Annotated in this window: 32 protein-coding genes and 1 pseudogene; 24 read left to right on the forward strand and 9 right to left on the reverse strand. The window is 56.2% G+C overall.

The window, feature by feature from the left end:
* Positions 1-156 precede the first annotated feature (156 nt).
* The 3 genes from LAO21_10585 to LAO21_10595 are packed head-to-tail and all read left to right on the forward strand — an operon-like array spanning position 157 to position 2,389.
* Positions 157-963, forward strand: a complete 807-nt coding sequence (locus LAO21_10585) for a DUF2845 domain-containing protein (GenBank protein ID MBZ5553156.1) — start codon at positions 157-159, stop codon at positions 961-963.
* 20 nt (positions 964-983) lie between these two features.
* Entirely contained in the window at positions 984-1,985 is a 1,002-nt protein-coding gene (locus LAO21_10590) for an SH3 domain-containing protein (protein ID MBZ5553157.1), read from the forward strand.
* Positions 1,985-2,389, forward strand: coding sequence for an FHA domain-containing protein (locus tag LAO21_10595; GenBank protein ID MBZ5553158.1), 405 nt, complete (start codon positions 1,985-1,987; stop codon positions 2,387-2,389). Before LAO21_10590 ends, LAO21_10595 begins: the two co-directional genes overlap by 1 nt.
* Before the next feature lie 209 nt (positions 2,390-2,598).
* Here LAO21_10595 and LAO21_10600 read toward each other — a convergent pair whose 3' ends face one another.
* Complete coding sequence (locus LAO21_10600; protein MBZ5553159.1) at positions 2,599-3,573, reverse strand: sigma-70 family RNA polymerase sigma factor; 975 nt, start codon at positions 3,571-3,573, stop codon at positions 2,599-2,601.
* A 33-nt stretch (positions 3,574-3,606) separates the two neighbouring features.
* Positions 3,607-5,418, reverse strand: a complete 1,812-nt coding sequence (locus LAO21_10605) for a radical SAM protein (GenBank protein ID MBZ5553160.1) — start codon at positions 5,416-5,418, stop codon at positions 3,607-3,609.
* A 278-nt stretch (positions 5,419-5,696) separates the two neighbouring features.
* On the opposite strand from LAO21_10605, the gene LAO21_10610 reads away from it, so the two are divergent.
* From LAO21_10610 to LAO21_10625, 4 genes are all read left to right on the forward strand, one after another.
* Positions 5,697-6,746, forward strand: a complete 1,050-nt coding sequence (locus LAO21_10610) for an integron integrase (GenBank protein ID MBZ5553161.1) — start codon at positions 5,697-5,699, stop codon at positions 6,744-6,746.
* Positions 6,747-6,979: 233 nt separating this feature from the next.
* A complete protein-coding gene (locus LAO21_10615; protein MBZ5553162.1) occupies positions 6,980-7,582 on the forward strand; it encodes a hypothetical protein in 603 nt (200 codons plus the stop codon).
* Positions 7,583-7,751: 169 nt separating this feature from the next.
* Positions 7,752-8,405 carry a hypothetical protein gene (locus LAO21_10620; GenBank protein ID MBZ5553163.1) on the forward strand — a complete coding sequence of 218 codons (654 nt, stop codon included), beginning with the start codon at positions 7,752-7,754 and terminating at the stop codon, positions 8,403-8,405.
* Positions 8,406-8,642: 237 nt separating this feature from the next.
* A complete protein-coding gene (locus LAO21_10625) occupies positions 8,643-9,083 on the forward strand; it encodes a hypothetical protein (GenBank protein MBZ5553164.1) in 441 nt (146 codons plus the stop codon).
* An 8-nt stretch (positions 9,084-9,091) separates the two neighbouring features.
* Here LAO21_10625 and LAO21_10630 read toward each other — a convergent pair whose 3' ends face one another.
* A complete protein-coding gene (locus LAO21_10630) occupies positions 9,092-9,322 on the reverse strand; it encodes a hypothetical protein (protein ID MBZ5553165.1) in 231 nt (76 codons plus the stop codon).
* A gap of 9 nt (positions 9,323-9,331) precedes the next feature.
* Between LAO21_10630 and LAO21_10635 the strand changes: the two genes are divergently transcribed.
* The 4 genes from LAO21_10635 to LAO21_10650 all read left to right on the forward strand — a co-directional run bounded on the left by LAO21_10635 (position 9,332) and on the right by LAO21_10650 (position 11,953).
* The gene (locus LAO21_10635) at positions 9,332-10,153 is read left to right on the forward strand and encodes a C39 family peptidase (GenBank protein ID MBZ5553166.1); all 822 of its coding nucleotides are present in this window, start codon (positions 9,332-9,334) and stop codon (positions 10,151-10,153) included.
* A 124-nt stretch (positions 10,154-10,277) separates the two neighbouring features.
* A complete protein-coding gene (locus tag LAO21_10640) occupies positions 10,278-10,679 on the forward strand; it encodes a hypothetical protein (GenBank protein MBZ5553167.1) in 402 nt (133 codons plus the stop codon).
* Between the two features lie 714 nt (positions 10,680-11,393).
* Complete coding sequence (locus tag LAO21_10645) at positions 11,394-11,609, forward strand: hypothetical protein (protein MBZ5553168.1); 216 nt, start codon at positions 11,394-11,396, stop codon at positions 11,607-11,609.
* Entirely contained in the window at positions 11,582-11,953 is a 372-nt protein-coding gene (locus LAO21_10650; protein MBZ5553169.1) for a type II toxin-antitoxin system PemK/MazF family toxin, read from the forward strand. Before LAO21_10645 ends, LAO21_10650 begins: the two co-directional genes overlap by 28 nt.
* Before the next feature lie 81 nt (positions 11,954-12,034).
* Here LAO21_10650 and LAO21_10655 read toward each other — a convergent pair whose 3' ends face one another.
* Together LAO21_10655 and LAO21_10660 are read right to left on the reverse strand one after the other, a co-directional pair.
* Positions 12,035-12,346, reverse strand: a complete 312-nt coding sequence (locus LAO21_10655) for a helix-turn-helix domain-containing protein (GenBank protein ID MBZ5553170.1) — start codon at positions 12,344-12,346, stop codon at positions 12,035-12,037.
* Positions 12,347-12,361: 15 nt separating this feature from the next.
* Entirely contained in the window at positions 12,362-12,691 is a 330-nt protein-coding gene (locus LAO21_10660; GenBank protein ID MBZ5553171.1) for a type II toxin-antitoxin system RelE/ParE family toxin, read from the reverse strand.
* Between the two features lie 305 nt (positions 12,692-12,996).
* Here LAO21_10660 and LAO21_10665 point away from each other — a divergent pair, with 305 nt between their 5' ends.
* The 5 genes from LAO21_10665 (at position 12,997) to LAO21_10685 (ending at position 16,925) form a co-directional block, all read left to right on the forward strand.
* Complete coding sequence (locus tag LAO21_10665) at positions 12,997-13,842, forward strand: site-specific integrase (protein ID MBZ5553172.1); 846 nt, start codon at positions 12,997-12,999, stop codon at positions 13,840-13,842.
* Between the two features lie 13 nt (positions 13,843-13,855).
* Positions 13,856-15,049 (forward strand): IS91 family transposase, encoded by a 1,194-nt coding sequence (locus LAO21_10670; GenBank protein MBZ5553173.1) that lies wholly within the window; start codon positions 13,856-13,858, stop codon positions 15,047-15,049.
* Between the two features lie 370 nt (positions 15,050-15,419).
* Complete coding sequence (locus LAO21_10675; GenBank protein ID MBZ5553174.1) at positions 15,420-16,091, forward strand: ankyrin repeat domain-containing protein; 672 nt, start codon at positions 15,420-15,422, stop codon at positions 16,089-16,091.
* A gap of 211 nt (positions 16,092-16,302) precedes the next feature.
* Positions 16,303-16,584, forward strand: coding sequence for a nucleotidyltransferase family protein (locus tag LAO21_10680; protein ID MBZ5553175.1), 282 nt, complete (start codon positions 16,303-16,305; stop codon positions 16,582-16,584).
* A complete protein-coding gene (locus tag LAO21_10685) occupies positions 16,581-16,925 on the forward strand; it encodes a DUF86 domain-containing protein (protein MBZ5553176.1) in 345 nt (114 codons plus the stop codon). Before LAO21_10680 ends, LAO21_10685 begins: the two co-directional genes overlap by 4 nt.
* A gap of 94 nt (positions 16,926-17,019) precedes the next feature.
* On the opposite strand, the gene LAO21_10690 is transcribed toward LAO21_10685, so the two are convergent.
* From LAO21_10690 to LAO21_10705, 4 genes are all read right to left on the reverse strand, one after another.
* Positions 17,020-17,415, reverse strand: a complete 396-nt coding sequence (locus LAO21_10690) for a type II toxin-antitoxin system death-on-curing family toxin (GenBank protein MBZ5553177.1) — start codon at positions 17,413-17,415, stop codon at positions 17,020-17,022.
* Complete coding sequence (locus LAO21_10695) at positions 17,415-17,639, reverse strand: AbrB/MazE/SpoVT family DNA-binding domain-containing protein (GenBank protein MBZ5553178.1); 225 nt, start codon at positions 17,637-17,639, stop codon at positions 17,415-17,417. The genes LAO21_10690 and LAO21_10695 overlap by 1 nt, the downstream gene beginning before the upstream one ends.
* A 168-nt stretch (positions 17,640-17,807) precedes the next feature.
* Positions 17,808-18,221 carry a putative toxin-antitoxin system toxin component, PIN family gene (locus LAO21_10700; protein ID MBZ5553179.1) on the reverse strand — a complete coding sequence of 138 codons (414 nt, stop codon included), beginning with the start codon at positions 18,219-18,221 and terminating at the stop codon, positions 17,808-17,810.
* Positions 18,218-18,436, reverse strand: coding sequence for a ribbon-helix-helix protein, CopG family (locus LAO21_10705; GenBank protein ID MBZ5553180.1), 219 nt, complete (start codon positions 18,434-18,436; stop codon positions 18,218-18,220). The genes LAO21_10700 and LAO21_10705 overlap by 4 nt, the downstream gene beginning before the upstream one ends.
* A gap of 191 nt (positions 18,437-18,627) precedes the next feature.
* Here LAO21_10705 and LAO21_10710 point away from each other — a divergent pair, with 191 nt between their 5' ends.
* The 8 genes and pseudogenes from LAO21_10710 to LAO21_10745 all read left to right on the forward strand — a co-directional run bounded on the left by LAO21_10710 (position 18,628) and on the right by LAO21_10745 (position 22,538).
* Positions 18,628-18,870, forward strand: coding sequence for a type II toxin-antitoxin system Phd/YefM family antitoxin (locus tag LAO21_10710; protein MBZ5553181.1), 243 nt, complete (start codon positions 18,628-18,630; stop codon positions 18,868-18,870).
* Entirely contained in the window at positions 18,864-19,130 is a 267-nt protein-coding gene (locus LAO21_10715) for a Txe/YoeB family addiction module toxin (GenBank protein MBZ5553182.1), read from the forward strand. Before LAO21_10710 ends, LAO21_10715 begins: the two co-directional genes overlap by 7 nt.
* Positions 19,131-19,276: 146 nt before the next feature.
* The gene (locus LAO21_10720) at positions 19,277-19,591 is read left to right on the forward strand and encodes a BrnT family toxin (GenBank protein MBZ5553183.1); all 315 of its coding nucleotides are present in this window, start codon (positions 19,277-19,279) and stop codon (positions 19,589-19,591) included.
* Positions 19,560-19,856, forward strand: a complete 297-nt coding sequence (locus tag LAO21_10725; protein ID MBZ5553184.1) for a BrnA antitoxin family protein — start codon at positions 19,560-19,562, stop codon at positions 19,854-19,856. Before LAO21_10720 ends, LAO21_10725 begins: the two co-directional genes overlap by 32 nt.
* Positions 19,857-19,916: 60 nt before the next feature.
* Entirely contained in the window at positions 19,917-20,714 is a 798-nt protein-coding gene (locus LAO21_10730) for a hypothetical protein (GenBank protein MBZ5553185.1), read from the forward strand.
* Positions 20,715-20,907: 193 nt separating this feature from the next.
* Positions 20,908-21,306 carry a DUF3224 domain-containing protein gene (locus LAO21_10735; GenBank protein MBZ5553186.1) on the forward strand — a complete coding sequence of 133 codons (399 nt, stop codon included), beginning with the start codon at positions 20,908-20,910 and terminating at the stop codon, positions 21,304-21,306.
* A 167-nt stretch (positions 21,307-21,473) separates the two neighbouring features.
* Entirely contained in the window at positions 21,474-22,040 is a 567-nt protein-coding gene (locus tag LAO21_10740) for a class I SAM-dependent methyltransferase (protein MBZ5553187.1), read from the forward strand.
* A 312-nt stretch (positions 22,041-22,352) separates the two neighbouring features.
* Positions 22,353-22,538, forward strand: a pseudogene (locus tag LAO21_10745) (DUF1801 domain-containing protein).
* Positions 22,539-22,580: the final 42 nt, after the last annotated feature.

The raw sequence follows: 22,580 nt of genomic DNA on the forward strand, positions 1-22,580 counted from the left end.
CCTCATCGCGATCAAAACGTTCGCGCGTGGCACCCTTACGGTAGCAAACTAAAAAATGGTGTGTCAAGCACCGCGGGGATGAAAGGCGTCAAGAGGTTATGTCCTTGCTACCCTCTTGCGTTATAATGGAGGCGGTTCTTTAAAGCCGAGTTCATGATGAGCGACAGGTCACCCATTCTGAGGCGAGAATACTCATGTCGAGTCGCCGCCACGATTTCTCTCGCCATCTTCTTCCTGTGCGGGCGGGCCTCGGTCCTTTTCGCCAAGGACACCGTCAATACCCTATCGGATGAGAATCGAATCGCCATTCTTCGTGGTGTCTCCAGCGAGTATGCCCGTGCGCGCGTGACACTTCCGCGCGGCGAGAAACCCGTCGTGTTGAATGAAAAGGGGGACTACAACACCAACGACTTGAATGCCCAGGTGATGAAGTTTGGACCTGCCGTGGACGTAGGACAGGAATTTCAGATCACGCGGATCGAATTCCGGTCCCAGGAGATCCTCTTTGAGATCAACGGCGGTGGAAAAAAGAAACGCAAATGGACCGACCATCTTCAAATTGGATTGGGGGGAGCCACTCAGCCGGCCTCCCGGCCCGGACCGGAGCCAGCGGCGACCGGGTCGTCCCTGGTCCTGCGCTTCGAACGCGCGGTCCCCAACCTGACTGCGGACGAGGTCAAGCAGTTGCTCGGCCGGGTCATGAACTTCAGTCCGCAATCCGCCGCCGAAAGCTATGTCGAGACCCTGCCGCCGGAATTTAAAGAGGCCGTGGCGAATCACGAGGCTCGCGTGGGCATGGACCATGACATGGTGGTCGCCTCCCTGGGGCGGCCCGACCGCAAGATCCGGGAGAAGAACAAAGACGGCGTGGATCAGGAGCAGTGGATTTACGGCTCTCCGCCGGCAAAGGTGTTATTCATCATCTTTGAGGGAGACAAGGTCGTCTCCATCAAAGAGTTCTGATTCGGCAATCATCCCATACCATGAAAAGAACTCTAGGGATTCTTCTCGCAGTGGCTCTCCTCTGTTTCGGCGAAGCCTGTCGCCGCACGTCCGGGCCCGCCCCGAAGAACCAGGCCCGGATTACCGCAGACCGGGTTGAAGTCAAAAAGACTCGCGCGACGCTGTCCCCCCTGGTCGATGAGCTTCATCGAGGGGATCAAGTCGAGGTCCTCTCACGCGAGCCCCATTGGCTCCGCATCCGAACCGCGAATCGAAAAGAGGGTTGGATTGAAGAAGGGTCCGCGATGGACCAGGCGATTGTGGACGCGGAAAAGAAACTCGCCGAAGAAATTCAAAAGGAGGTGATCCAGGCCGTCGGCGAGCTCTCGAGCGCGACCAACCTTCGCACCGCCCCCGGCCGCGAGACTCCAATCTTCGCCCGAATCCCCAAGGACACGAAGGTAGAGGTATTTGATCGAACGCTGACGGATCGGGCCCAGGCTGCTGGGACCGCCCCCGCCCCGCCGGCGAGTTCCGAAAATCAACCCAAGAAAGATCCCTGGTTGAAGATTCGAACGGAGAAAGGGGAAGCAGGCTGGGTCTATTCACCGAGCGTCAACTTCTCCGTCCCCGACCAGATCGTCCAATACTCCGAGTCGCGACGCATCGTGGCATGGCTGGTGCTCAATCAGATCGGAGTCGAAGGCGACAAGAAGGTCAACCAGTATGTCGTCGCCGACGTCGAACCTGGCGTCGCCCATGACTACGATTTTGACCGCATCCGGGTCTTTACCTGGAACACCAAACGTAGCCGGTATGAGACGGCCTATCGCGAAAGCAAGATCTTCGGAGTTTATCCGATCCGCGTGTTCCTGAACGAAGGCAAGCCCGCATTTGAAATCACACGACTGAACGAGGCCAGTCAAGACTCACCCAAGGTCACTGAGCGTTATGTTATGAACGGAGTGCTGGTTCGCAGGTTGGATGAAAACCAACACCCCATGCCCGCCACCAGCACCCCACGACACAGGAGAAAACGCTGATGTCACCCCGATTGATCCCTCTCACGGATGATGCCCGTTGCGCGATTAACAGCGACCAATGCACGGTTGAACGATTCCCCTTTCGGGTGGGCCGGGAACGCCGCACGTTCCACCTTAAAGTTCCCGACCCGGCTGAACGTCGTGCCCACAGACGGGAACCCACCAACGACCTTTACATTGTCGATATTTGCGGGCTCTTCAAGTATCCCGCCAATCATTTTCAAATCGAAGCCCAGTCGGGCGACTATTTCCTGACCGATCTGGGAACCCCCTGCGGAACCATTGTTGAGGGAAAAACTCTGGGGGGAAATGACGTCGGCGGCCGCACGCAACTCCATGATCACGATGTCATTATTCTCGGAAGCGCCTTGTCGCCAATGATCTTCAAATTCCGCACGAACTGAGTAGGTGATAGGGAATAGGTGATAAGGGATAGGTCATAGGTGTTAGGTGCCAGGGACACAAGGGGATGTGTATAGTTCCTGGAGGCGGGGTTGGAATTCGCGCTGCGGAGGAGTAGGCGGCTAAGTTCAGCCTGGGTTCTTTCTTCGAAAACGCCCAATCTACAACACTCGATCACGATCCTCGCACCTAATTCCTATCCCCTATTCCCTCACCCTTCCCCCCGCCGCCCTAAAAACTCGAAATCTTTCAGTTCGCCCAGTTCCTCCACCAGAAACTCCTTGAGGCGATTGACAATTTTGGACTCCATCTGGCGCACAGCTTCCCGCGTCACCCCAAACTGGTCGGCGATCTGTTGCAAGGTTTTAGGATCTTCCGCGATCAGCCGTTCCCGGAAGACCACCAACTCCCGGGGCTTGAGGGTCTTGGAGAATTCGAGGAACTTGTTTTGAAGCAACCGCCGATATTCCGCGTCGGCCAACGCATCATCCAGAGCGGGACCTTGCGCCGGCAACTGTTCGGCAAAAGACTCCGTGGTCTCTTGAGTCAACGGCGCATCCAGCGACAGATCGCCCCCTTGCGTCACGCTCTCAATATCCACCACATCCGACTCCTTGACGCCAAAATGTTCAGCCAGGAGCCTGGGGCTGTGGTCGGCGAATTCCCTTTCCAGCCTCTCCCGCTCCCGCTTCAGATTGAAAAACAGCTTTCGACGCTCGTTGGTCGTGGCGAATTTGACAAGGCTGAAATTGTCGAGGATGTACTTGAGGATGTATGCCTTGATCCAGTAAGTCGCGTAGGAAGAAAATCTCGTCCGGCGGTAAGGATCGAACTTGCGCAGCGCTTGCATCAGACCGATGTTTCCAGCTTGAATCAAGTCGAGGACTTCTTTGAACGCCTGGTGATATTCGAAAACGATCTTCACCACCAGCCGGAGATTGCTGGTGATGAGCTGGCGGGCTGCCCCTATATCTTTGAATTTCTGGTATCGAATGGCGAGCTGGCGCTGTTCTTCCGGCGGCAGGATGGGATATTTACGAATCTCCTGGAGATACTGGGTCAGCGGATCATATCGGACGATCGATCCGCCCATCGCAGTGTCGGGCAGAACCGCCTTTTCTTCTTCGTCGACTACCTCGGGCGGTCGCTCATCCTGATTCAGATCCCTGGTCTTATTGACGGCCATAGCGCTGAATGATTCCTGATCGCTGCCCGCCAGTTACGCGGGAGGGGGGACCCAGGGTCTGGTTACATGGGGCGGAGGCTTCAATCGCTGATCCGACGCCTGGTCCTTCGGACTTGTTTCCACGATAGATGCTGGAGGACACACGCCACAATGCACGCAGCCATCGACATCCGGGCAGGGCGCACTGAATTTCGCGTCCATGGCCTGTTTCCATTCACTCATCAAAAAGAGCTTGGAAATTCCCAGGTCCATAACTTCCCACGGCAATTTTTCTTTGAAATTCGGCCGAGTCCGCGTGAAGTGATGCGCCTGGATCCCCAGGTCCCGCGCCGCCTTTCTCCAATGACCTTGCCGCTCGTGGGTCCTCAAAATAAAGGATGACAGGGAGCGGTCGCCCAGAGAGAGAATACTCTGAAGGTGCGCCTCCCGCGGCCGCATGGCATTGACGCGCACATTGGGCACGCCGCCGAGACCGCGGACAATGAAATCGATCTTGCCCTGCAATGTCTTTTCGTCTTCCACCTCGACCCATTGGAAGGGAGTGTTGGGCTTCGGCACAAAGCAGTTGAGACTGATCACCAGCGAGCCGAGCCGTCCATGCCTTCGGCTTGCCTCGACCATGATGGCCTGCAATTCCTTGACAAAATCGACGATCCCGGCGATATCTTCGTGCATCTCGGTGGGCAGGCCCACCATGAAATACAGCTTGAGATTGAGAATCCCCTCTTCGAAAATTGAGCGGCAAATCCCCTTGATCTGGTCGTTGGTCAGATGCTTGTTGACCACCTGCCGCAGCCGGTCGGTGCCGGTCTCCGGGGCCACTGTGACCTGTTGGTCGTGAGATCGAACCAGGGACCGCAAGAGGCGCGGAGAGATCTGCTCCAGGCGCAGCGACGCCACGGCAATTTGATAATCCAGATTTTCAAGGCCTCCCAGAATGTCCTCAATCTCGGGATGGTCAAGCACGGCGGTGGCAACAAGGCCGATCTTATTGGTGCGCGACCGCGCCGCTGCGGCCATCCGGAGAATGGACGACGCGCTTGCCATCTTGGGACGGCGATAGCTGTAACCCGCCCAGCAGAACCGGCATCCGGCCGGACAGCCGCGGGAAATCTCGATCATGAACTTGTTGGAAAATTCCGTGTTAGCCGTCAAAATCTGGGTTGCCGGAGTAAACTCGTCCATCGTGCCATCGAGTTTCTGACGCTTCACCGGGGCTGATTGCTCGGAATGAAGCGCGGGGACGTAGCAACCCGGCATTTCCGCCAAGCGTGCGAGGAGATCCTGCCGCTTGGAGGAGGCAGACCCGTTCCCGCCCGTGTTTGATTTGAGAATCTTCAAGAATTCCGGCACCAGAACTTCCGCTTCTCCCACAAAAATCGCGTCAAAGAAATCGGCCACGGGTTCGGGATTAAGAAAGATGGCGGCTCCGCCGGCGATCACCAGCGGGTGTGATTCATCACGATCGCGAGACAGCGCCGGAATTCGTGCCATCTCGAAGATCTTCGGAAGATTCAGATAGTCCGGTTCGAACGCAATCGAAAAGGCCAGGACGTCGAATTGAGCCACCGGCGTCTGTGATTCCAGCGAAAACAATTCCAAACCGCTGGTTCGCAGGGCCTCCTCATCGCCGGGCTCGGGAAGGAACACCCGCTCGCAGCTCACCTCCGGGTCGTGGTTCATCAACTGATAGAGGGAGTGCACTCCCAGGTTCGACATCCCCAGGTAGTAGGTATTGGCATACGCCAGCGCGACATTCCATTGGCGTGACCCAAACGGGACCGGCGTCGCCCCCCACTCCTGCTGGAGCAGGGTCTCGTACCTGCTTCGAATGTGATTTGGCATTACGCGGGGATTATATCATGAAGGGCGGCATTCAGTGGGGGGAGACTCTCCCGAACTTATTGGAGTGCGGAACTCAAGGTTCCGCTTTCTGTCGTCGCAAACTACCACCCTGTTCCTCCCTTCCAATCTGCCACCTCAAAACGGCACGCCACGGCGGGCCGCACTCCAAAGGTGGCAGTGTTGGAAAACTTGTCTCCTCTATCTGGGAGGCGTATACTTTTCTTGATTTGAGGCTTGGTTATTGCGCTTGAACCCTTCCCCCTCCAAGGATTGGTTTTATGGTCTATGCTGTCTCCCAACCGAAAAGGCCTTTGAGGACAGACGACTCTTCGTGCTTCAGAGAATCAGAAGGATCTCAACGCGACGCCCGGCCGCCGAAGCTGCTCGATCGAGTTCGAGGATCCATTCGCGCCAGGCATTACAGCCCACGGACGGAAGAGAGTTATATCCACTGGATCAAGCAGTTCATCTTCTTTCATGGAAAACGACATCCTGTGGAGATGGGGGAAGCGGAAATCAACGAATTTCTCACTTCGCTGGCCGTGAACAAGCACGTAAGCGCGTCAACCCAGAACCAAGCCCTCAGCGCGCTTCTGTTTTTGTATCAGCAAGTACTGAACAAACCCTTGGACTGGATTCAACTGGAAGTGCGGGCCAAGAGACCGGCCCGTTTGCCGATCGTATTGACGAAGATGGAAATTAAGGCAGTTTTGGCACAATTGAAGGGGACGCCCAAGTTGATCGCGATGCTGTTGTACGGATCAGGGTTGCGGCTCACCGAGTGTTTGGAGCTCCGGGTCAAGGACCTGGATCTCGAGAGGAATGAGATCCTGGTGCGGGATGGCAAGGGGCAGAAGGACCGGCATACCATGCTTCCCGAGAGCCTGAAAGGGTTGCTGGGGGTGCATCTGCAGCGGGTAAAGGAACTGCACGAGCGGGATCTTGCGGAGGGAGCAGGCCGCGTGAAGCTCCCAGGAGCTTTGGCGAGGAAGTACCCCAATGCCGACCGGGAGTGGGGCTGGCAATATCTTTTTCCAGCCTCGACGCGTTTTTTTGACAAATCCGCCGGCATTCAGAGACGGCACCATCTTCATGAGTCCGTCATGCAGCGAGCGATGAAGCAAGCTGTGCGGCAATCGGAGTTGACCAAGCCGGCGAGTTGTCACAGCCTGCGCCATTCTTTTGCGACGCATTTATTGGAGGACGGGTATGACATTCGGACGGTCCAAGAGCTTCTAGGGCACCGGGATGTCAGCACGACCATGATTTACACGCACGTCCTGAATCGGGGTGGCCGAGGTGTTCGAAGCCCAGCCGATAAGCTTTGACAGACATTTTGACCCTTGTCGGATTAGGCTGCAAAAACTGCAGTGTTTTCCGGACAGATATGGAGTTGTTTTTATCTGGCAAATCATTGTAAGTGGGCATATTGTGAAACGGAAGTGCAGAACAATCGGGCCTGATTAGGCTGCAAGATCCGCAGTGTTTGTTTTGAACTCGCAGCAGTCCAATACAGGTTAAATCTTAGTTAGGTTGGCTACCTCAATGAGGAGGAGATACGATGAGACGAATGACGAAATGGTTTGCAGCGATCTTTCTCACTCTCCAATTCGTAGCCCCCTCCCATGTCTCAGGGGAGAGTATTGGGTCCGTCACTGGGGGAATCGTCACTCTTTACGCGCTCGATCCCTTAATGAGTACGCTTTCCTTCAATGACGGGATGCCCGGCTATGTAGTCAGGGAGAATCTAACGTACAACCGGGACAGCAATCTTGCATTTGACATTTACTCGAAAGACAGCTTCACCGTTGCCATTCAGGGTGGTCAGAAGGGCATGATGATTGATCTCGGAACAGCAGATGAGCTGAGGACGCGATATGGTTACATTGAAACTGTCGGCAACCCCCAGGGGTTTTCGTCAATTCATCTGGAGGGGGGAGCTGCCTTTATAATCAAGGATCATAAAACAAGAACGTTCCAACCTCTCAAGGAGTTTGGAGCGCTGCTGAAGGGTACCAAATGGGATAGTTCCGCACCCATTGCTTTGGGCCATATTTATCTCGCCCGCATCTTTGACGACCATGATCTGGAGATTGTCGTTAAGCTCAAGGTGCTTACGTATCTTCCTGGACAGGCCGTCACGATCCGATGGGAGCGACTTTAACTACGCAACCTAACCCGCGCGTGCACCCGGCCGGCGCTAAAAGCCAGAGCGCGCCGGGCGGGTGACGCGCTGGTCGTTAGGCATATCAGAGGGGGGTATGAGACTCATCCCAATAAGATTGTCATTTTGTGGTTTGCTTCTACTACTCGCATCAAACGTGCAGGCTGTGATGACCGGAGGAAGTGTCATCAACATTCAGTTTACCCCCGCAAACGTCCCGGCGGGTGCGAGTTGGGCTCCCGGGATCGCACTCACTGAGAAAGGACTCGTGGCCGAGAAGGATCCTCACGGCAACTATGCCACGGACGTATGGATCCAATCGCAACCGATACCAATTGCAGAAGGGTGGACGCGGTTCCCGGCGGGAGTCTCCTTCACACTAACGATCAATGGCGAAGGCCTGTTCTTTTCTGACCTGAAAGGCTTTTTCCGGTACAGCTCAGATGGAAAGCATTGGTCCACGTGGTATGCCGTCGTAGGTCCCGGATCCGAATCACCTTGGAGCCCAAATCCCTGGACAGGGAAGCTGTCACTCCCGCGGATCGCACGAGAGGGGTATGAAAAGGCGATGCAGGAGTATTCCAAGAAAGACCCAGCTTGGGATGACGATGAGAGAAAACTGTGTTCTTGGATTCAAGAGCAACAGCCACACTTTTTTGAACATGAATTCCCTTTTGTTGGTTACCTTCAGATTCGGTTGGAGGGGATCGCGAAGGAGATGGAGCTGCAGTCTATCACTGTCAATACATGGGTTTCCGTTAGTGGGTTACACCAGTTAAAGAAGAAGAACTATCCCCCTCCTGTGCATTTTCCTCAGAAGTGAGTTTTAACTGGAGCAGCATCAAAGTCTTTGCCGTAATCTCACGTTTGACGTTGCTTGCAATGGCTGGGAAACTTCTTGTGGGCGAAAACAAGTGACATCAACGCTCGAATGCCTAACCCGCGCGTGCACCCGGCCGGCGCGAAGAGCCAAAGCGCGCCGTCGGGTGACGCGCTGGTCGTTAGACAGCCGTTTCTCGCAACTCCCACTTGGGGATATGAATCATCTTAAGGTGATCGTATGGCAGAGACCGCATTAAGGCGTAACCAAGGATTACTACTATGGTTTGTCTTTGTAAGCATGGTGTGTGCTCCGCTAATTGCCTCAGACAAGAAAGGAAACCAAGAGGCCAGGTATTTGGATGATGCCGTTTATGAGCCATGCCATGGGGATTGTGCTCCATTCAATATCGCCTATTTCTATTTCTGCTTGGAAACCAGGGATCGCATCCTGATAGGGCAGAAACATGCTTGGAAATGGGAGTACAACCCTGCACAAATGCACCCGCTACGAGGCAAGACTGTTTCTCTCAGATACGACGATAAATATATTTGGTTGATCCGGACCGACGGGAAAGAAATGAAATTAAAACAGGATTATTCGATGGATGTGTTTCGAGACCAGCGATGTAAAGATGTTATACATGCACCAATTCAGAAGAAACAAGCTACCTCGAATTGAACAACTGTCTAGGCGTGTCGGGGCCCGTCCCAGTGGAGATCAAAGGAAAACAGCAGTTTTGAATCAGCATTCATTTTCCGGAACCGATTGATTTCTTCGTCGCTGGTGAGTGGGGTCAATCGATACTGGTTGGCCACATCGCCACAATTTGTCTCACGCTGTCTAACCCGCGCGTGCACCCGGCCGGCGCAAAAAGCCAAAGCGCGCCGGGCGGGTGACGCGCTATCCGTTAGGCCCATTGAGGATAAATGAATCCAAACTTCCTCTTCCTGCCGGCGATAGCCATGGCCGGAGTTTTCTTCTTGGCAGGTTTCCTGCTGAGGAAAAGAATTGTCCGCCCACCCGGTACTTTGTTTTTGCTGATTGCCAGTGCGCTTTTTGCAATTCCCGGGGTGCTCATGGTGATTTATTACTTGCACCTCTTTGACAACGCTGTGTGGTTTTACAAATTCCGTGCCATGCCCTTCAGTGAATTATCGACCTCCGGACTCGGTTTTATGGCTGGAGTTTTTCATTCGAGTGACGCTCGAGACAGTTGTTTTCGAAGGCTTTCAGCACCAGTAGCCCTCTTCGTCTTCCTTATGATCCCCTTCGTAAAGCCAATAATCTCGTGTGTCGATTTCAGCCAATTCAAAAATCATTGGGTCGGTGATGTGTGCCTCCAAACCACCCCTTCGACCTGTGGGCCTGCCAGCGCTGCTTCGATACTGAAATCCTTTGGTCAGAATGTTTCAGAGGAAGAGTTGGCAAAGGAGTCTTTCACCTACACAGGCGGAACGGAGAATTGGTATCTTGCAAGGGCACTCCGCCGACGTGGATTTGACGTTCAAATCGTGAGCAGTCCGGAGACCCGAGAGCCCATTCCAGTTCGGGCCATCGCTGGGGTTACTCTCCGCAACGGGGCCGGTCATTTCATCGCGGTCCTCGCAGAGACTCCAACGGATTATGTTTTCGGAGACCCGTTGAAGGGGAAGGTTGTAATTGCCAAGGATGTGGCAAGGAACCAATATCATTTCACCGGCTTTTTCATGGTGATTCAGCTCAAGGCAACATCCAGCGCAAGGGCCTAACCCGCGCGTGCACCCGGCCGGCGCATGAACCAAGAGCGCGCCGGGCGGGTGACGCGCTGCTCGTTAGGCGGATGAATCTTTTTTGAAGACACTTTAATCAAAAGGGATTCGCTTGGAGGTAATCGTGCAAGGAGATGACATTCCTTGGGAACCTACGCATGTTGACGTTGATGGCACACTTGCCAATCCTCACATGCTACTCGCCGTGGTTCTTGTAGCCATCCTCTTATCGATCTTAACCGTGGCTGTAGTTGTGAGAATCCTGCGCGTGTCCCAAGGAAGAAAGCTCCCACGGTTGTCACTGGTTGGATATGGTATTGTTTTTCCTGTTCTATATCTTCTTGCAATTACACCCATTCCTTACTACTTCTTTGCATTGGTTTTCCAAACAATTCATTATCGTCATTACGTGTCAACTGGCTGGTGGGGTTTGCCACCTGCTTGGATTGCCCCATCCATTGGCCTGGTCGCGGGGTTTACAGCGTTTATAGTCATTAGAACTCGAAAGGTTAACTCTACCGCCTAACCCGCGCGTGCACCCGACCGGCGCAAAGAGCCAGAGCGCGCCGGGCGGGTGACGCGCTATCTCGTTAGGCTGATTTGACCACCATGAAGATGAGTTCTCCCGTTGCAATCCGGTCATTCAAAAGCGAAACTTCGGCGTCCGAAGCTCTGTCCCGGTTGGAACCGATGGGTATATCCTGCTTTCTGATTACGAAGCACTACAATCTTGCTGGCAACACTTGGCTGTTTGCATCGCGCGAGCAGGACGATTTGGCTAGAGAAACGATTAAGAAACTACCATCCGATATTTTGGAAGATTCAGTGCAATTAGTCCCCATTTCAGAAGCTGACATTATCGTTTATGCCTCGAAATTCGGAGATCGCCATAGTTATCAATGGGCTCTCTGGCTAATTATTATCGTATTCCCAGTGATCTTTCGTCATGGAATCGGTTTGGCGCTAGTCACCTTGTCCGCCTTCGCAGCACTTGTATTGATATTTAGGAGGTATTTGGGTTGTCCATGTTGTGGGAGGATACCGATGCAGGCAGTGAGGTTCAAAGATTTTCTTCAGTGTCCGAGTTGTGGGATTAAGTGTGTAAGACCGACAGCCTAACCCGCGCGTGCACCCGACCGGCGCAAGAAGCCAAAACGCGCCGGGCGGGTGACGCGCTGTACGTTAGCCTGATGGAAAGCTGGGCCGGATTGCTGTAAAATGCCGCAAGGAGCTCATGCCCATGATTCGCACTGTTGAGGCTGTGGTGGATGATCAAGGAAAGGTAACGCTGCTCGAGCCGGTCCCGCTTGGGTCGACCCGCCGGGCCCTTGTCGTGATTCTCGACGAACCGGGAGTTGGCGACAACGAAACGGGGCTACTCAGTGAGGCATCCCTTTCCGATTGGAGCCGCCCCGAGGAGGATGCGGCATGGTCTCACCTGCAGTCGGCAAAGTAATTCTCGTTCCCTTCCCCTTCTCCGATTTATCAGAATCCAAACTCCGTCCGGCGGTCGTCTTAGCCGATGCTCAACGAGGAGACTGGATTCTGTGCCAAGTGACCAGCAATCCCTACGGGGATCCACACGTGGTCAGCATCACGGATGAGTCTTTCAGTCACGGATCGCTGCGAATTGCGAGTTTTGCTCGACCGGGAAAACTGTTCACCGCCAACTCTGGCCTGATGCTTGGCGAAGTTGGAATGCTGAAGGCAGATGTAACCCGGCAGATCATTAACAGAATCATCGAAATGTTGAAGCGCGGTATGGAACAAGGCGAGACTGACCCCGGTACCACAGGCTAACCCGCGCGTGCACCCGACCGGCGCAAGAAGCCAAAAGCGCGCCGGACGGGTGACGCGCCTGTCGTTAGGTTGACCCAAGAGCTAGGAGGAAAGGATTCGACCTAGCGCTCGTTTCGGAGTGCCCAAGGCGAGCAATGAGCGAACAAGGAGGTCGAGAGAGACGGAAGGGTCACCAGCCTCCATTTTGGCGACTCTGGATTGGCTGGATTTGAGAAGTCTTGCGGCTTGTTGTTGGGTGAGTTTCTTCTGGCGTCGGCGCCGCTGAAACGTCTTACTCAGAGCAACCTTCATTTCGATGTAGGCGGTTTCTTCGCTGGAAAGATCCAGAAATTCCTGGACCGTGCCGACTTTCCAGCCCCTACTTTCAAGGCGCTTTCTTTTGGTGGTCTCCATGAGTGTTTTTCTCCGTCATTCTTCATACTGGCGGGCCCTGCGCTTGCAGGCCTCGATCACCCAACGAGGCGTCGAGGGAGTTTTCTTCTGAAAGACATCCAGAATGAGGATCGCATCATCATCGATTCTGTATATGATCCGCCAAGTCATGTTTTCATCGTTGATTCGCAATTCATGGCAACGGGGTCCAATTGAAGCCATGGGTCGGGACGCGGGCATGGTTAGGCGCTCGCCATTTTGGAGCAGTCTCAACAAGAATCCCGCCTCCAGCCGTGCCCGCCTGGAAAAGGGTGGTGTCTTGATTTCGCCTTGCAACCACACCAGCGACTTGGGCGGCTGTTCCATGCAAGAATGAGGATATGTCATAACTGACATATTGTCAAGCTGCAAGTGTAAACGGGGCAACCTAACCCGCGCGTGCACCCGGCCGTCGCATAAAACACGAGCGCGCCGGGCGGGTGACGCGCTGGTCGTTGAACTAAACCGCTACGCGGTGGGAACCCCCTCGGGCATCAGGGTGGCTGCCCTCTCGTCAGTTTTCCGCCTCGTGTAGTTTTCCTCCTGACCGTCCTTCTCAACCTTCCCTACAATCTCCTGGGACAACGCTGTGTCAGGGCGTGTGTCTCAATCGATTCACCCCAGGAGGATGTATGGGAACTCTACGTCAGAACATGATCGAGGCGATGAAGCTGCGGGCCTTCTCGCCCCGGACTCAAGAATGCTACGTGGCAGGGGTGGCGAGCCTGGCCCGACACTTCCATCAATCCCCGGACCAGTTGGACGGGGAAAAGATCAAAGCCTATGTGCTGTCGCTCACCGAGGAGCGCAGTCTGGCCTGGAGCAGCGTGAACCAGGCCATCGCGGCCTTGCGCTTCTTCTATCTCCAGGTGCTGGGATGGAAGCAGGTCGAGCTGCCGCTTCCCCCGCGGAAAAAATCCACCCGCCTGCCGGTGGTCCTGAGCCGGGAGGAGTTGGAGCGGTTGTTTGCCTGCGCCCGCACTCCCCGCGACCGGATGCTGCTGCGCACCACCTATGCGGCCGGGTTGCGCCTCAGTGAAGTGATTCATCTCAAGGTGTCGGATCTCGACGGCGCTCGCGGCACGATCCGGGTGGAGCAGGGCAAGGGAGCCAAGGACCGTTACAGCATTCTCCCGCCCCGCCTGCTGGAAGAACTTCGCCTCTACTGGAAACTCTGTCACCCTACCGACCGGCTGTTCCCCTCCCGCCGCGATCCACGCCGCGCCATGGATGATACCGCCGTGCAGAAGATCTACTACCAGGCCAAAGCACGGGCCGGCATCACCCGCGGGCATGGCATCCACACCCTGCGGCATTGCTTTGCGACGCATTTGTTGGAGGCCGGCGTGGACCTGCGGACCATTCAGTTGCTGCTCGGCCATACCTCCATCACCACCACCATGCGCTACCTGCAGGTGCGCAGTGAACTGCTGAAGACCCGTCTGAATCATCTCGACCTGTTGGGGCCGTCGTCCTAGAGAAGCCGGCTCCATGCCACCTGCAGGGTTAGGCCCTGTGGAAGGAGGGAGACCCCTTTGGGGACTGGCGGATGTGTTTCGGCTCTACGGGGAGGCTTACCGTCAGGCGCATCGGCTGCCGCGCCGGCATCTGAAGGTGATGCGCGCCGTGGAGCGGTGCCGCACCGTCGCGCTGGGAGGTCATCTCGAACGCTGCGACGGGTGCGGCTTCGAGCGGCCTGTCTACAACTCCTGCCGCAATCGACACTGTCCCAAGTGCGGGTCGTTGGCCAAGGCCCGGTGGCTCGAGGCGCGTCAGGCCGAACTGCTGCCGGTCGGCTATTTCCATCTCGTCTTCACCCTCCCGCATGAACTCAATCGCCTCGCCCTCTCGAATCAGAAACGACTCTGCCACCTCTTGTTTCAAGCCGCGTCGGAAACGTTGCTGGAGTTTGGCCGCACGCACCTCCACGGGGACGTGGGCTTTCTCGCCGTGCTGCACACCTGGGACCAGACCCTGGGCGACCACTTCCATCTCCACTGCCTCCTCCCCGGCGGGGCTTTGTCCTTCGATCGGACCCGTTGGATCCCGGCACGCCCGAACTTTCTTTTTTCTGTGCGGGCGCTCAGCCGCCTCTTCCGCGGAAAGTTCCTGTACGGCTTGGAGCAGGCGTGGGACCGCGGGTGGCTGCAGTTCCCCGGTCGGCTGGTTCCCCGGGACGAGCCCGCCGCGTTCTCCGGCTGGCTTCGCCCGCTGCGCCGCAAGAGCTGGGTCGTGTATGCCAAGCCGCCGTTCGCTTCCCCCGACACCGTGCTTGACTATCTCGGCCGCTACACCCACCGCGTCGCCCTCTCCAATCATCGCCTGCTCTCCGTGGCCGACGGCCGGGTCACCTTCTCCTACCGGGATCGAAAGAATCCCACCGCGCCGCGCTCTATGACGCTCGAAGCCGACGAGTTCATTCGCCGCTTCCTGCTGCATGTGCTGCCCGACGGTTTCATGCGGATCCGTCATTACGGCTTCCTCGCCAACCGTTCCAAGAAACAACACCTGGCGCGGTGCCGCCAGTTGCTGGGGACGGAACCACCTCTCGCGCCGGCCCCTGCCAAAGCGACCCGCGAGATGTGGCGGGCCCTCACCGGCGTCGACCTCGCCCGCTGTCCGGTGTGTCGCGTCGGAACCCTCGTCGTGATGGGCCCCTTGCCGGCTCCACTGGATTCTTCATGAGGAATATGTTCATGCCACGACGCTCCTGCTGTTACGGTCCGGTTCCGCCTTGTTTCCAAGTCTGTGCCGACGTCTGTCTTCGAGATCGCCTCCCACCCCGGCACTCGCCGCCGCCCCTCTCCATCCGCCTCCCGAGACCTTCCCTTTCCGGGCGTCCAGCCTCTTCGGACGTCCCCAATCCGCTTTACAATCCCCATAGATCGCGCTAACTTCCATCTTGCACGCCGCGGTTCAGTTCAACCCGGTTTTATCCACCATGCCCCCGAAACTTTATTCCGGTCTTCATCCCTCTCGCAGGCATAGTGGATAAAATCCTGTACGTTAGGTGGATTTGCATGGATTCGAGGATGAAGCATTCCCAATATCCAAGATGGCTCAACTGGACCGGATGGATTTTTTTTGCGGATCATTCCTGCCCGTGGCTCGGCTCGTCTACGAGCAGACCTACTTAACGTGGAGTCAAGGACCGGTCATGGTTGGTTATTCGACAATTCATGCATCGCCCGGCTACTTCGTCCTTGGTGCACTATCTGTGCTTGGCAGTCTAATTTGGTTGTTGGCAAATATTGTCGCGCTCTTGCTTCGGAGAATAACAATCAATCGCTCTGCCTCGGTTCTCGTTGCTTGTACCGCCCTCGTCCTTGTGTGCCTCGCCATACCATATAGTGCTTGGCAAACCGCCACTGTGGCCGTAGCAGGCCCTGGACGGGATGGAAGTGGCCTTTTGGTCGGAGGCGCCCATGATGGGAATGCTAGACTTGTAAGATTGCTGCTTAATCATGGCATAAGTGCAAATGATCATACTTCCGACACCCTTTCGCCCTTGATGCTTGCAGCTAAGCGAGGCAATCTCGAGGTCGTCAGGCTCCTAATTGCCCATGGTGCCGATCTCAGCGAGATGAGTTCCGAAGGGTATCGCGCGATCGATTATGCGGACAACTTGAATCACACCCAGATCGTAAGAGCGCTAGCGGAGGCGGGAAGTCCGCCTCCCCGGAGATTGCCACGGATTCCTGATACAAGCATTACAGTCACACCATGAATAGTAACGACTCTCTGGAGTGGGACATTTGACTGTGAAGAGGCAGTCGAGGTTTTACAATCATCTGATCACCACCTAACCCGCGCGTGCACCCGGCCGGCGCAAAGAGCAAGAGCGCGCCGGGCGGGTGACGCGCTACTCGTTAGGTGGGCCAGATACGGGCTCTCGGAGTTGTAGAACCTGATAGAATGTATTGTCCTGGAGGTTTGGTATGGAACTCATCGAAAGGAAGCGGGAGCAAATCCTCGAAGTTGCCAGACGGCATGGAGTGACTCGGATTCGTGTGTTTGGTTCCGTCGCCCGAGGCGAGGAGGGCCCCACCAGCGATGTAGACCTGCTCGTCGAGGTCGGCGCCCATCCGAGTCCGTGGTTTCCCGGAGGACTGGTGGCTGACCTCGAGGAACTTTTGGGAAGGCGGGTTCAAGTGGTAACTGAGCGGGGGCTTAGCGATCTGCTTCGGGACCGAGTGCTGTCCGAAGCTATTCCTCTATGAAAGACGATCGAGTCTATTTGAAGCATATCCTCAGATGCGTCGCGCGCATTGAAGAGTACACGCGTGGGGGACGAGAGATGTTTTTGTCCACGTCAATTGTTCAAGACGCCACTCTACGCAATCTACAGACGCTTGCGGAGTCTACGCAACGCCTGAGCGCGGATCTGAAGTCTCGTTATCCCAACGTTGACTGGAGGGCCTTGTCCGGTTTTCGGAACGTTTTGGTTCACGATTATCTCGGCATCGACATGGATTACGTTTATCAATCGATCCAGGATCAGATTCCTGGTCTCAAATCCGCCGTTCAAGCCCTTCTTGAAAATCTCTCGAACCAACGATAAGAGCAGGCCACCTAACCCGCGCGTGCACCCGGCCGGCGCAAGAAGCCAAAACGCGCCGGGCGGGTGACGCGCTGCTCGTTAGGTGGACGTGAGATTATCCTGAGGTTTTTGTGGAACGGGTCTTCAACCATTTGGCGAGGGACTGTTTGCTGAGGCGGCCATCGGCCAGGTTGATCATCACGGTATAGGCGTCCTCTTCGGAGGCCGTGAGTGTCCAGCCGTTGTTTTGCAGAAAGAGGTCCATCAGAACAAAGGCGACGCGTTTGTTGCCATCCACGAAGGGGTGATTTTGGCAGACGTGATAACCATAAGCGGCCGCTTTTTCGAAAAGGGTCCGGTGGAGCGACCGTCCGGCGAAGGTCATCCGCGGTTGTGCCAGGGCCGAATCCAGCAGATTTCGATCTCGAATGCCGGGACGACCGCCATAGCGTCTGAGCAAATCGGCATGGATCAAGGGGACAATTTCCTCGGGGACGAATAGGGTGGCCATTACTTTGCCAGGGCTCGCAGGGTATTGCGGTACCGTTTGTGGGTCTTCTCGTAGGCCTTGGCCCACTCGGCAAACCGGGGGCTGAAGGGAGTCAGCATGACCCCATCCGCGGTCTCGATCAGATGAAGTTCATCGCCTTCGTGCAAATGGTAAGTTTCGACGACGGTTTTTGGAAGGGTAATCCCGAGACTGTTTCCAACCCGGCGGACAGCGGTCTTCAACATAGCGGATCTCCTTTTCCAGAGGATTATAACAAGTGTATTACATAGAATCAATCCCAACCATGAAAAGAGACACCTAACCCGCGCGTGCAACCGACCAGCGCAAAAGGCCAAGGCGCGCCGGGCGGGTGACGCGCTGGTCGTTAGGTGTCTCAAGCACAGGGCCGAATCTTACTTTTTTGGGCGTTGCTTGAGAAGCAGAGACCAGTAGCCCCGTGGGTCCACAATGGTCAGAGGAGTTTGGGGCGCGACTTCGAGCAAATCCCGGTCCCCGGTGACCAGCACGTCGACCCTTGCCTCGAGAGCGGATGCCAACACCCAGCGGTCGCTTGGATCCCGTCGGGGCAGCTCGGAGGGTTGCCGCGGTTTCGGAACAACCTCCTGCTCGCGCAGGAACTCTTCCACTGCAAGGATGAACTCAGGCGGGAGCTTGATTCGGTCACGGAGGACGCGACACAGCTCGTCAAGAACGACTTCGCCCACAATCAATTCGTGTTCCGAGAGGACGTGTCTGACAACGTCGGCACACAACCCGCGGGTCGCGAAGGCGCTGACCAGGACATTGGTATCCAGAAATACTCTCACGACACCTTTCGCGCAACGTCCTCGTCCATCAGAAAGCCGCGGGCTTCGGCGAAGGGTAGGATCTTCCGGCGTAGTTGCTCAAAGCGGAGCAGCGACAGTTGTCGGCGTAACGCCTCGCGAACCACGTCGCTCCGCGTCCTTCCGGTTTCATCGCAGATGCGGTTGAGAAGACGGTCAAGGTCGTTATCGAGGCGGATTGTAAGAGCAGGTCTCATGTCATACAATGTACTACACGCGGGAAGCCAAGGCAAGTCCCGTCGTGGAAAGGCGACACCTAACCCGCGCGTCACCCGGCCGGCGCGAAGAGCAAGGCGCGCCGGGCGGGTGACGCGCTGGTCGTTAGGCCGATTGTTTCTGTCTTGGCAAACAGTACGATATCGCGTACTATTGGCGTGAGGTGACTTAAATGACCGTTCTTAAAGCCAGCAATGCTCGAGCCCGGCTGTATCGACTTATAGATGAGGCGGCTTCTTCGCATCGGCCGGTGCTCATCACCGGTAAGCGAAATAACGCCATCCTGGTTTCCGAGGAAGACTGGAGTTCCATTCAAGAAACACTGTATTTGCTTTCTATTCCAGGGATGCGCAAGTTCATCGTGGAAGGTTTGAAGACCCCCCTCTCCAAGTGTGCTCGGGAGCTCAAATGGTGAAGTGGAAACTGGTTTACACTCGGCAAGCGCTCAAAGACGCCAAGAGAATCTCCGCCGCCGATCTCAAGGAACAAGTAATAGAGCTGTTGAGAATTGTGGAGGCAGATCCGTTCCAGGTTCCACCCCCCTATGAAAAGCTGATGGGTGATCTGACAGGCGCTTATTCGAGACGAATCAACGTCCAACATCGTTTAGTCTATCAGGTATTCAAGAAGGAAAGAGTGGTCAAGATTATTCGCCTGTGGACCCATTACGAATAACGGCCTGACCCGCGTGTGCACCCGGCCGGCGCAAAACCCAAGAGCGCGCCGGGCGTTAGGCGGACAATGTTCAAGTTTGACCAGGCCCTTGACTTCAGTTCACGTTTGTATATATTGGTAATATACATGTCGCTCCCGGGGATGATATGCCCGATTTCTCAGAAATGACTGGGTTTGAATGGGACGACGCCAACCGTTTAAAGAATTGGGAGCGCCTCCAAGTGGCGTGGTGGGAATGTGAAGAAGTCTTCTTTCATAAGCCATTTTACGTGATTCGGGATATGGCCCATTCACAAAAGGAGGAGCGCTATTTTGCACTCGGTCGGACAAAGGCAGGCCGCCCGCTCTTCCTGGCCTTCACATTGCGGGGGAGCCGGATCCGCGTGATCTCAGCTCGGGACATGTCCAGAAGAGAGAGAACAATCTACGATGAAAAAGCTAAAAAGAATTCCGCAGTTTAGATCAGAGGAGCAGGTGCGGGAGTTCTGGGCACGGAACGATTCAGCCGACTTTGTCGACTATTCCAAAGCTAAGCAGCCGTCATTCCCCAACCTCAAGACGACGAGCCGAGCCATTTCCATTCGCCTTCCTGAATCTCTGATCGAGAACATCAAAATGCTCGCGAACCGCGAAGACGTTCCCTATCAATCGATGATGAAAATGTTACTTTCGGAAAAAGTTCAAGAAGCGCTCGAATCGAGACGACGCAAGAAAGCTGCTGTCTAACCCGGGCGGGTGACGCGCCGGTCGTTGGGCCGACGGCCGCGAAGGCGAGTAAGAGTACCCGTGACGAGCATCATTGGAATCCTGACGAAAAACGCCGGGGCGCTGTCGGTCCTCGGTGCACTCACGTTGTTCTTCAGCTGGGTCGTCACTAACACCTTTGCGTCCCGATACTCGCGAACCAAGCAATCTGTAGAAACAGCTGAAGCGACATTTCGCCTTTACAGCACTCTGCACGGGCTTCGTGACCAAATTAATTCCCTTGCAATGGAGGTCGTGCAGACGAAGCACTCTACAGATGCCTCCCGGTTTCGTGGCGGCATCACCGGTGAGCCAGAACTCGATCGCATATCCACGGAGTTCGACCTGACGCGACTCGCAGCCAACCAGATCAAAGAACTGGAGGCGTTCACTGCTCAAACGAATGATTACTCGCTCGCGGTGGCCTCACACTCTGAGGCGGCAGATGAGGTTCAGGCGATCGTAAAGGAAGTGCATTCGTTATCCTCTCCCCTTTCCGGGTTGGAGCGCGACGTCGAGGTCCTTGCATTCGATCGCGAAGAGCATCTTGAAGACTATCGCAAAGCCGTAGCTGTCTATGTGGCTTACATCAGAGACAAGGCCATCCCCGCCGTTGGGCTTCTTTATAGCCGTGTGGTCTCCGCTTCGAATCGGCGGGGTGAGGAAGGGCGAATTGAACTCCGAGCGGCAAAGGCACGCGCTGAATTGTCCAGCAAGATCGCACTTTTCCTTTACGTTCTGGGTTCCCTCATGGTACTGGGCGGTCAGTACCTCGACAAAATCCACACCAAACAAGCGAACTCCCAAGCCACCACTAGGAGCTCCCAGGGAGTGTCATGACGACTGCCCGCGCGCGGCCAACAAGGCGTTGGGCCTGAACGCCCAAGGGTGGTGCTCTTGGGTACGCGGCCGCTTCGCGGGTCGGCGGCAGGTTAGCGCCAGCGTTAGGCAGCGCCACTCAATCGCATTTGGCTGCTGCACGCCGCAGCGCCCCTAGACATCGTGTTTGGGATCACCGGGTGGAGGTGGAAACATGAAGAACGTAGCGAATTCCCGATTCACCATCAAAAGCTGGGACGAGAAGCCTTATAGTGAGGGTCAGGACCTCCCCAAACTGACTCGAGCCGCCGTCACAAAAACGTTCATAGGCGATATTGCAGGGGAGGGGCATGTCGAATACTTGATGATGTACCGGAGCGACGGCTCGGCCACGTTCATCGGCCTCGAGCGCGTTGTCGGGCACCTTGCCGGGAAAGCGGGCAGCTTCGTGCTCCAACGCACGGGGATATTCGAGAACGGCGTGGCGAAGGAGTCCTATTCCGTCATCCCCGGCTCCGGTACGGGCGAGCTTCGGAGCCTGCGCGGCGAGGGAGTGTCGGCCGCGGGGCACGGGACTGAGCATCCTCTAACTCTGACCTATGAGTTGGGCTAGTCGGGTGCCGTACAGATCCGGCAAGGCGCGGCCTGACCTGCGCTTGAAGCTGTCGGCCCGCGGGGGCCGCTTGAAAGGAAGGGTTTGCCTTGAGTGCGGCCGCCACAGTCCCCTGCTTGAGCGCGATCCGCTAGCCCGGCTACCGGGGCGGAAGGGAGGGCAGTCTGATGACAGACACCGGGCGCGGGGCGCATCGGACGTGCATCTGCCCCTGGTGGCTGATGTACCTTTTCGATCACCGCCTGCGTCGGCTCTTCCAGCCGACGGATCCCGTAATCAAGTCGCTGGTCGGATCTGGCTACTCGTGTCTCGACATCGGGTGCGGCATGGGGTACTTCACGATTCCCTTGGCGCAGTTAGTGGGCCCGACTGGCCATGTGACCGCGGTTGACCTTCAGCCCGGGATGTTGCAGGGGGCAGCGAGACGCGCGCAGCGCGAAGGCGTAGTCGATCGGATCTCCTTGCGCCTTTCAACCGATTCGGATTGGCCGATCCCACAGCACTACGACTTCATCCTGGCGTTCTGGATGCTGCACGAGGTGCCGGACCAGAAGTGCTTTCTCGGAACCCTCCGGAAGATCTTGAAGACGACCGGATCTTTCCTCCTCGTTGAGCCGCGGCTCCACGTTCGGGAGCGGCAGTGGGAAGAGTCGCTCGCTCTTGCAGAGGCTGTCGGATTCCGTTCGCGCGCGCCGCAGTCAGTGAAGTTCAGTCGTGCTGCGATCCTACGTTGAAGGTGCGCCGGAGCGGGCCAACCCGCGCGTACACCCGGCCGCCGCGAAAGGCCAAAGCGGGCCGGGCGGGTGACGCGCTGCTCGTCAGGCTTCGGAGGAACTAACGTCATGAACCCAACACACGGGACATTCGACTACATTTTGCGGAGTGCCACGCCGCAGCTTCGCCCCCTATGCGAATCGCTTCGTCGTCTCATCGTCTCCCTGCACAAGGACTTTGTCGAGGTTGTCTGGCCAAGGCAGAAGATCGCCAGTTTTGGCGTCGGGCCGAAGAAAATGACCGAGCACTATGCTTACATTGCGGTTCTCGGCTCACACGTGAACCTCGGCTTCTATCACGGCGCCGCGCTGACCGATCCATCCGGGCTTCTCGAGGGGACCGGGAAGAACCTCCGACATGTCAAGCTCCACGACGTCGCCTCCGCGAAAAGTCCGGCGATCACCGCCTTGCTTCGGGAGGCAATTGCGGATCGCAAACGCTACGCAACCGAAGCTTAACCAGCGCTTTCAGGGGACGCGTCCGGCCGGCGTGGCTGAATC

It is taken from the genome of Terriglobia bacterium, assembly GCA_020073085.1.
Taxonomy (GTDB): domain Bacteria; phylum Acidobacteriota; class Terriglobia; order JAIQFV01; family JAIQFV01; genus JAIQFV01.

Excerpts from the sequence above, each read along its gene's own strand:
- LAO21_10585 (MBZ5553156.1), top strand. The coding sequence starts at position 157 with ATGAGCGACAGGTCACCCATTCTGAGGCGAGAATACTCATGTCGAGTC.
- LAO21_10590 (MBZ5553157.1), top strand. The coding sequence starts at position 984 with ATGAAAAGAACTCTAGGGATTCTTCTCGCAGTGGCTCTCCTCTGTTTC.
- LAO21_10595 (MBZ5553158.1), top strand. The coding sequence starts at position 1,985 with ATGTCACCCCGATTGATCCCTCTCACGGATGATGCCCGTTGCGCGATT.
- LAO21_10600 (MBZ5553159.1), bottom strand. The coding sequence starts at position 3,573 with ATGGCCGTCAATAAGACCAGGGATCTGAATCAGGATGAGCGACCGCCC.
- LAO21_10605 (MBZ5553160.1), bottom strand. The coding sequence starts at position 5,418 with ATGCCAAATCACATTCGAAGCAGGTACGAGACCCTGCTCCAGCAGGAG.
- LAO21_10610 (MBZ5553161.1), top strand. The coding sequence starts at position 5,697 with ATGGTCTATGCTGTCTCCCAACCGAAAAGGCCTTTGAGGACAGACGAC.
- LAO21_10615 (MBZ5553162.1), top strand. The coding sequence starts at position 6,980 with ATGAGACGAATGACGAAATGGTTTGCAGCGATCTTTCTCACTCTCCAA.
- LAO21_10620 (MBZ5553163.1), top strand. The coding sequence starts at position 7,752 with ATGACCGGAGGAAGTGTCATCAACATTCAGTTTACCCCCGCAAACGTC.
- LAO21_10625 (MBZ5553164.1), top strand. The coding sequence starts at position 8,643 with ATGGCAGAGACCGCATTAAGGCGTAACCAAGGATTACTACTATGGTTT.
- LAO21_10630 (MBZ5553165.1), bottom strand. The coding sequence starts at position 9,322 with ATGGGCCTAACGGATAGCGCGTCACCCGCCCGGCGCGCTTTGGCTTTT.
- LAO21_10635 (MBZ5553166.1), top strand. The coding sequence starts at position 9,332 with ATGAATCCAAACTTCCTCTTCCTGCCGGCGATAGCCATGGCCGGAGTT.
- LAO21_10645 (MBZ5553168.1), top strand. The coding sequence starts at position 11,394 with ATGATTCGCACTGTTGAGGCTGTGGTGGATGATCAAGGAAAGGTAACG.
- LAO21_10650 (MBZ5553169.1), top strand. The coding sequence starts at position 11,582 with ATGGTCTCACCTGCAGTCGGCAAAGTAATTCTCGTTCCCTTCCCCTTC.
- LAO21_10655 (MBZ5553170.1), bottom strand. The coding sequence starts at position 12,346 with ATGGAGACCACCAAAAGAAAGCGCCTTGAAAGTAGGGGCTGGAAAGTC.
- LAO21_10660 (MBZ5553171.1), bottom strand. The coding sequence starts at position 12,691 with ATGGAACAGCCGCCCAAGTCGCTGGTGTGGTTGCAAGGCGAAATCAAG.
- LAO21_10665 (MBZ5553172.1), top strand. The coding sequence starts at position 12,997 with ATGGGAACTCTACGTCAGAACATGATCGAGGCGATGAAGCTGCGGGCC.
- LAO21_10670 (MBZ5553173.1), top strand. The coding sequence starts at position 13,856 with ATGCCACCTGCAGGGTTAGGCCCTGTGGAAGGAGGGAGACCCCTTTGG.
- LAO21_10675 (MBZ5553174.1), top strand. The coding sequence starts at position 15,420 with ATGGCTCAACTGGACCGGATGGATTTTTTTTGCGGATCATTCCTGCCC.
- LAO21_10680 (MBZ5553175.1), top strand. The coding sequence starts at position 16,303 with ATGGAACTCATCGAAAGGAAGCGGGAGCAAATCCTCGAAGTTGCCAGA.
- LAO21_10685 (MBZ5553176.1), top strand. The coding sequence starts at position 16,581 with ATGAAAGACGATCGAGTCTATTTGAAGCATATCCTCAGATGCGTCGCG.
- LAO21_10690 (MBZ5553177.1), bottom strand. The coding sequence starts at position 17,415 with ATGGCCACCCTATTCGTCCCCGAGGAAATTGTCCCCTTGATCCATGCC.
- LAO21_10695 (MBZ5553178.1), bottom strand. The coding sequence starts at position 17,639 with ATGTTGAAGACCGCTGTCCGCCGGGTTGGAAACAGTCTCGGGATTACC.
- LAO21_10705 (MBZ5553180.1), bottom strand. The coding sequence starts at position 18,436 with ATGAGACCTGCTCTTACAATCCGCCTCGATAACGACCTTGACCGTCTT.
- LAO21_10710 (MBZ5553181.1), top strand. The coding sequence starts at position 18,628 with ATGACCGTTCTTAAAGCCAGCAATGCTCGAGCCCGGCTGTATCGACTT.
- LAO21_10715 (MBZ5553182.1), top strand. The coding sequence starts at position 18,864 with ATGGTGAAGTGGAAACTGGTTTACACTCGGCAAGCGCTCAAAGACGCC.
- LAO21_10720 (MBZ5553183.1), top strand. The coding sequence starts at position 19,277 with ATGCCCGATTTCTCAGAAATGACTGGGTTTGAATGGGACGACGCCAAC.
- LAO21_10725 (MBZ5553184.1), top strand. The coding sequence starts at position 19,560 with ATGAAAAAGCTAAAAAGAATTCCGCAGTTTAGATCAGAGGAGCAGGTG.
- LAO21_10735 (MBZ5553186.1), top strand. The coding sequence starts at position 20,908 with ATGAAGAACGTAGCGAATTCCCGATTCACCATCAAAAGCTGGGACGAG.
- LAO21_10740 (MBZ5553187.1), top strand. The coding sequence starts at position 21,474 with ATGACAGACACCGGGCGCGGGGCGCATCGGACGTGCATCTGCCCCTGG.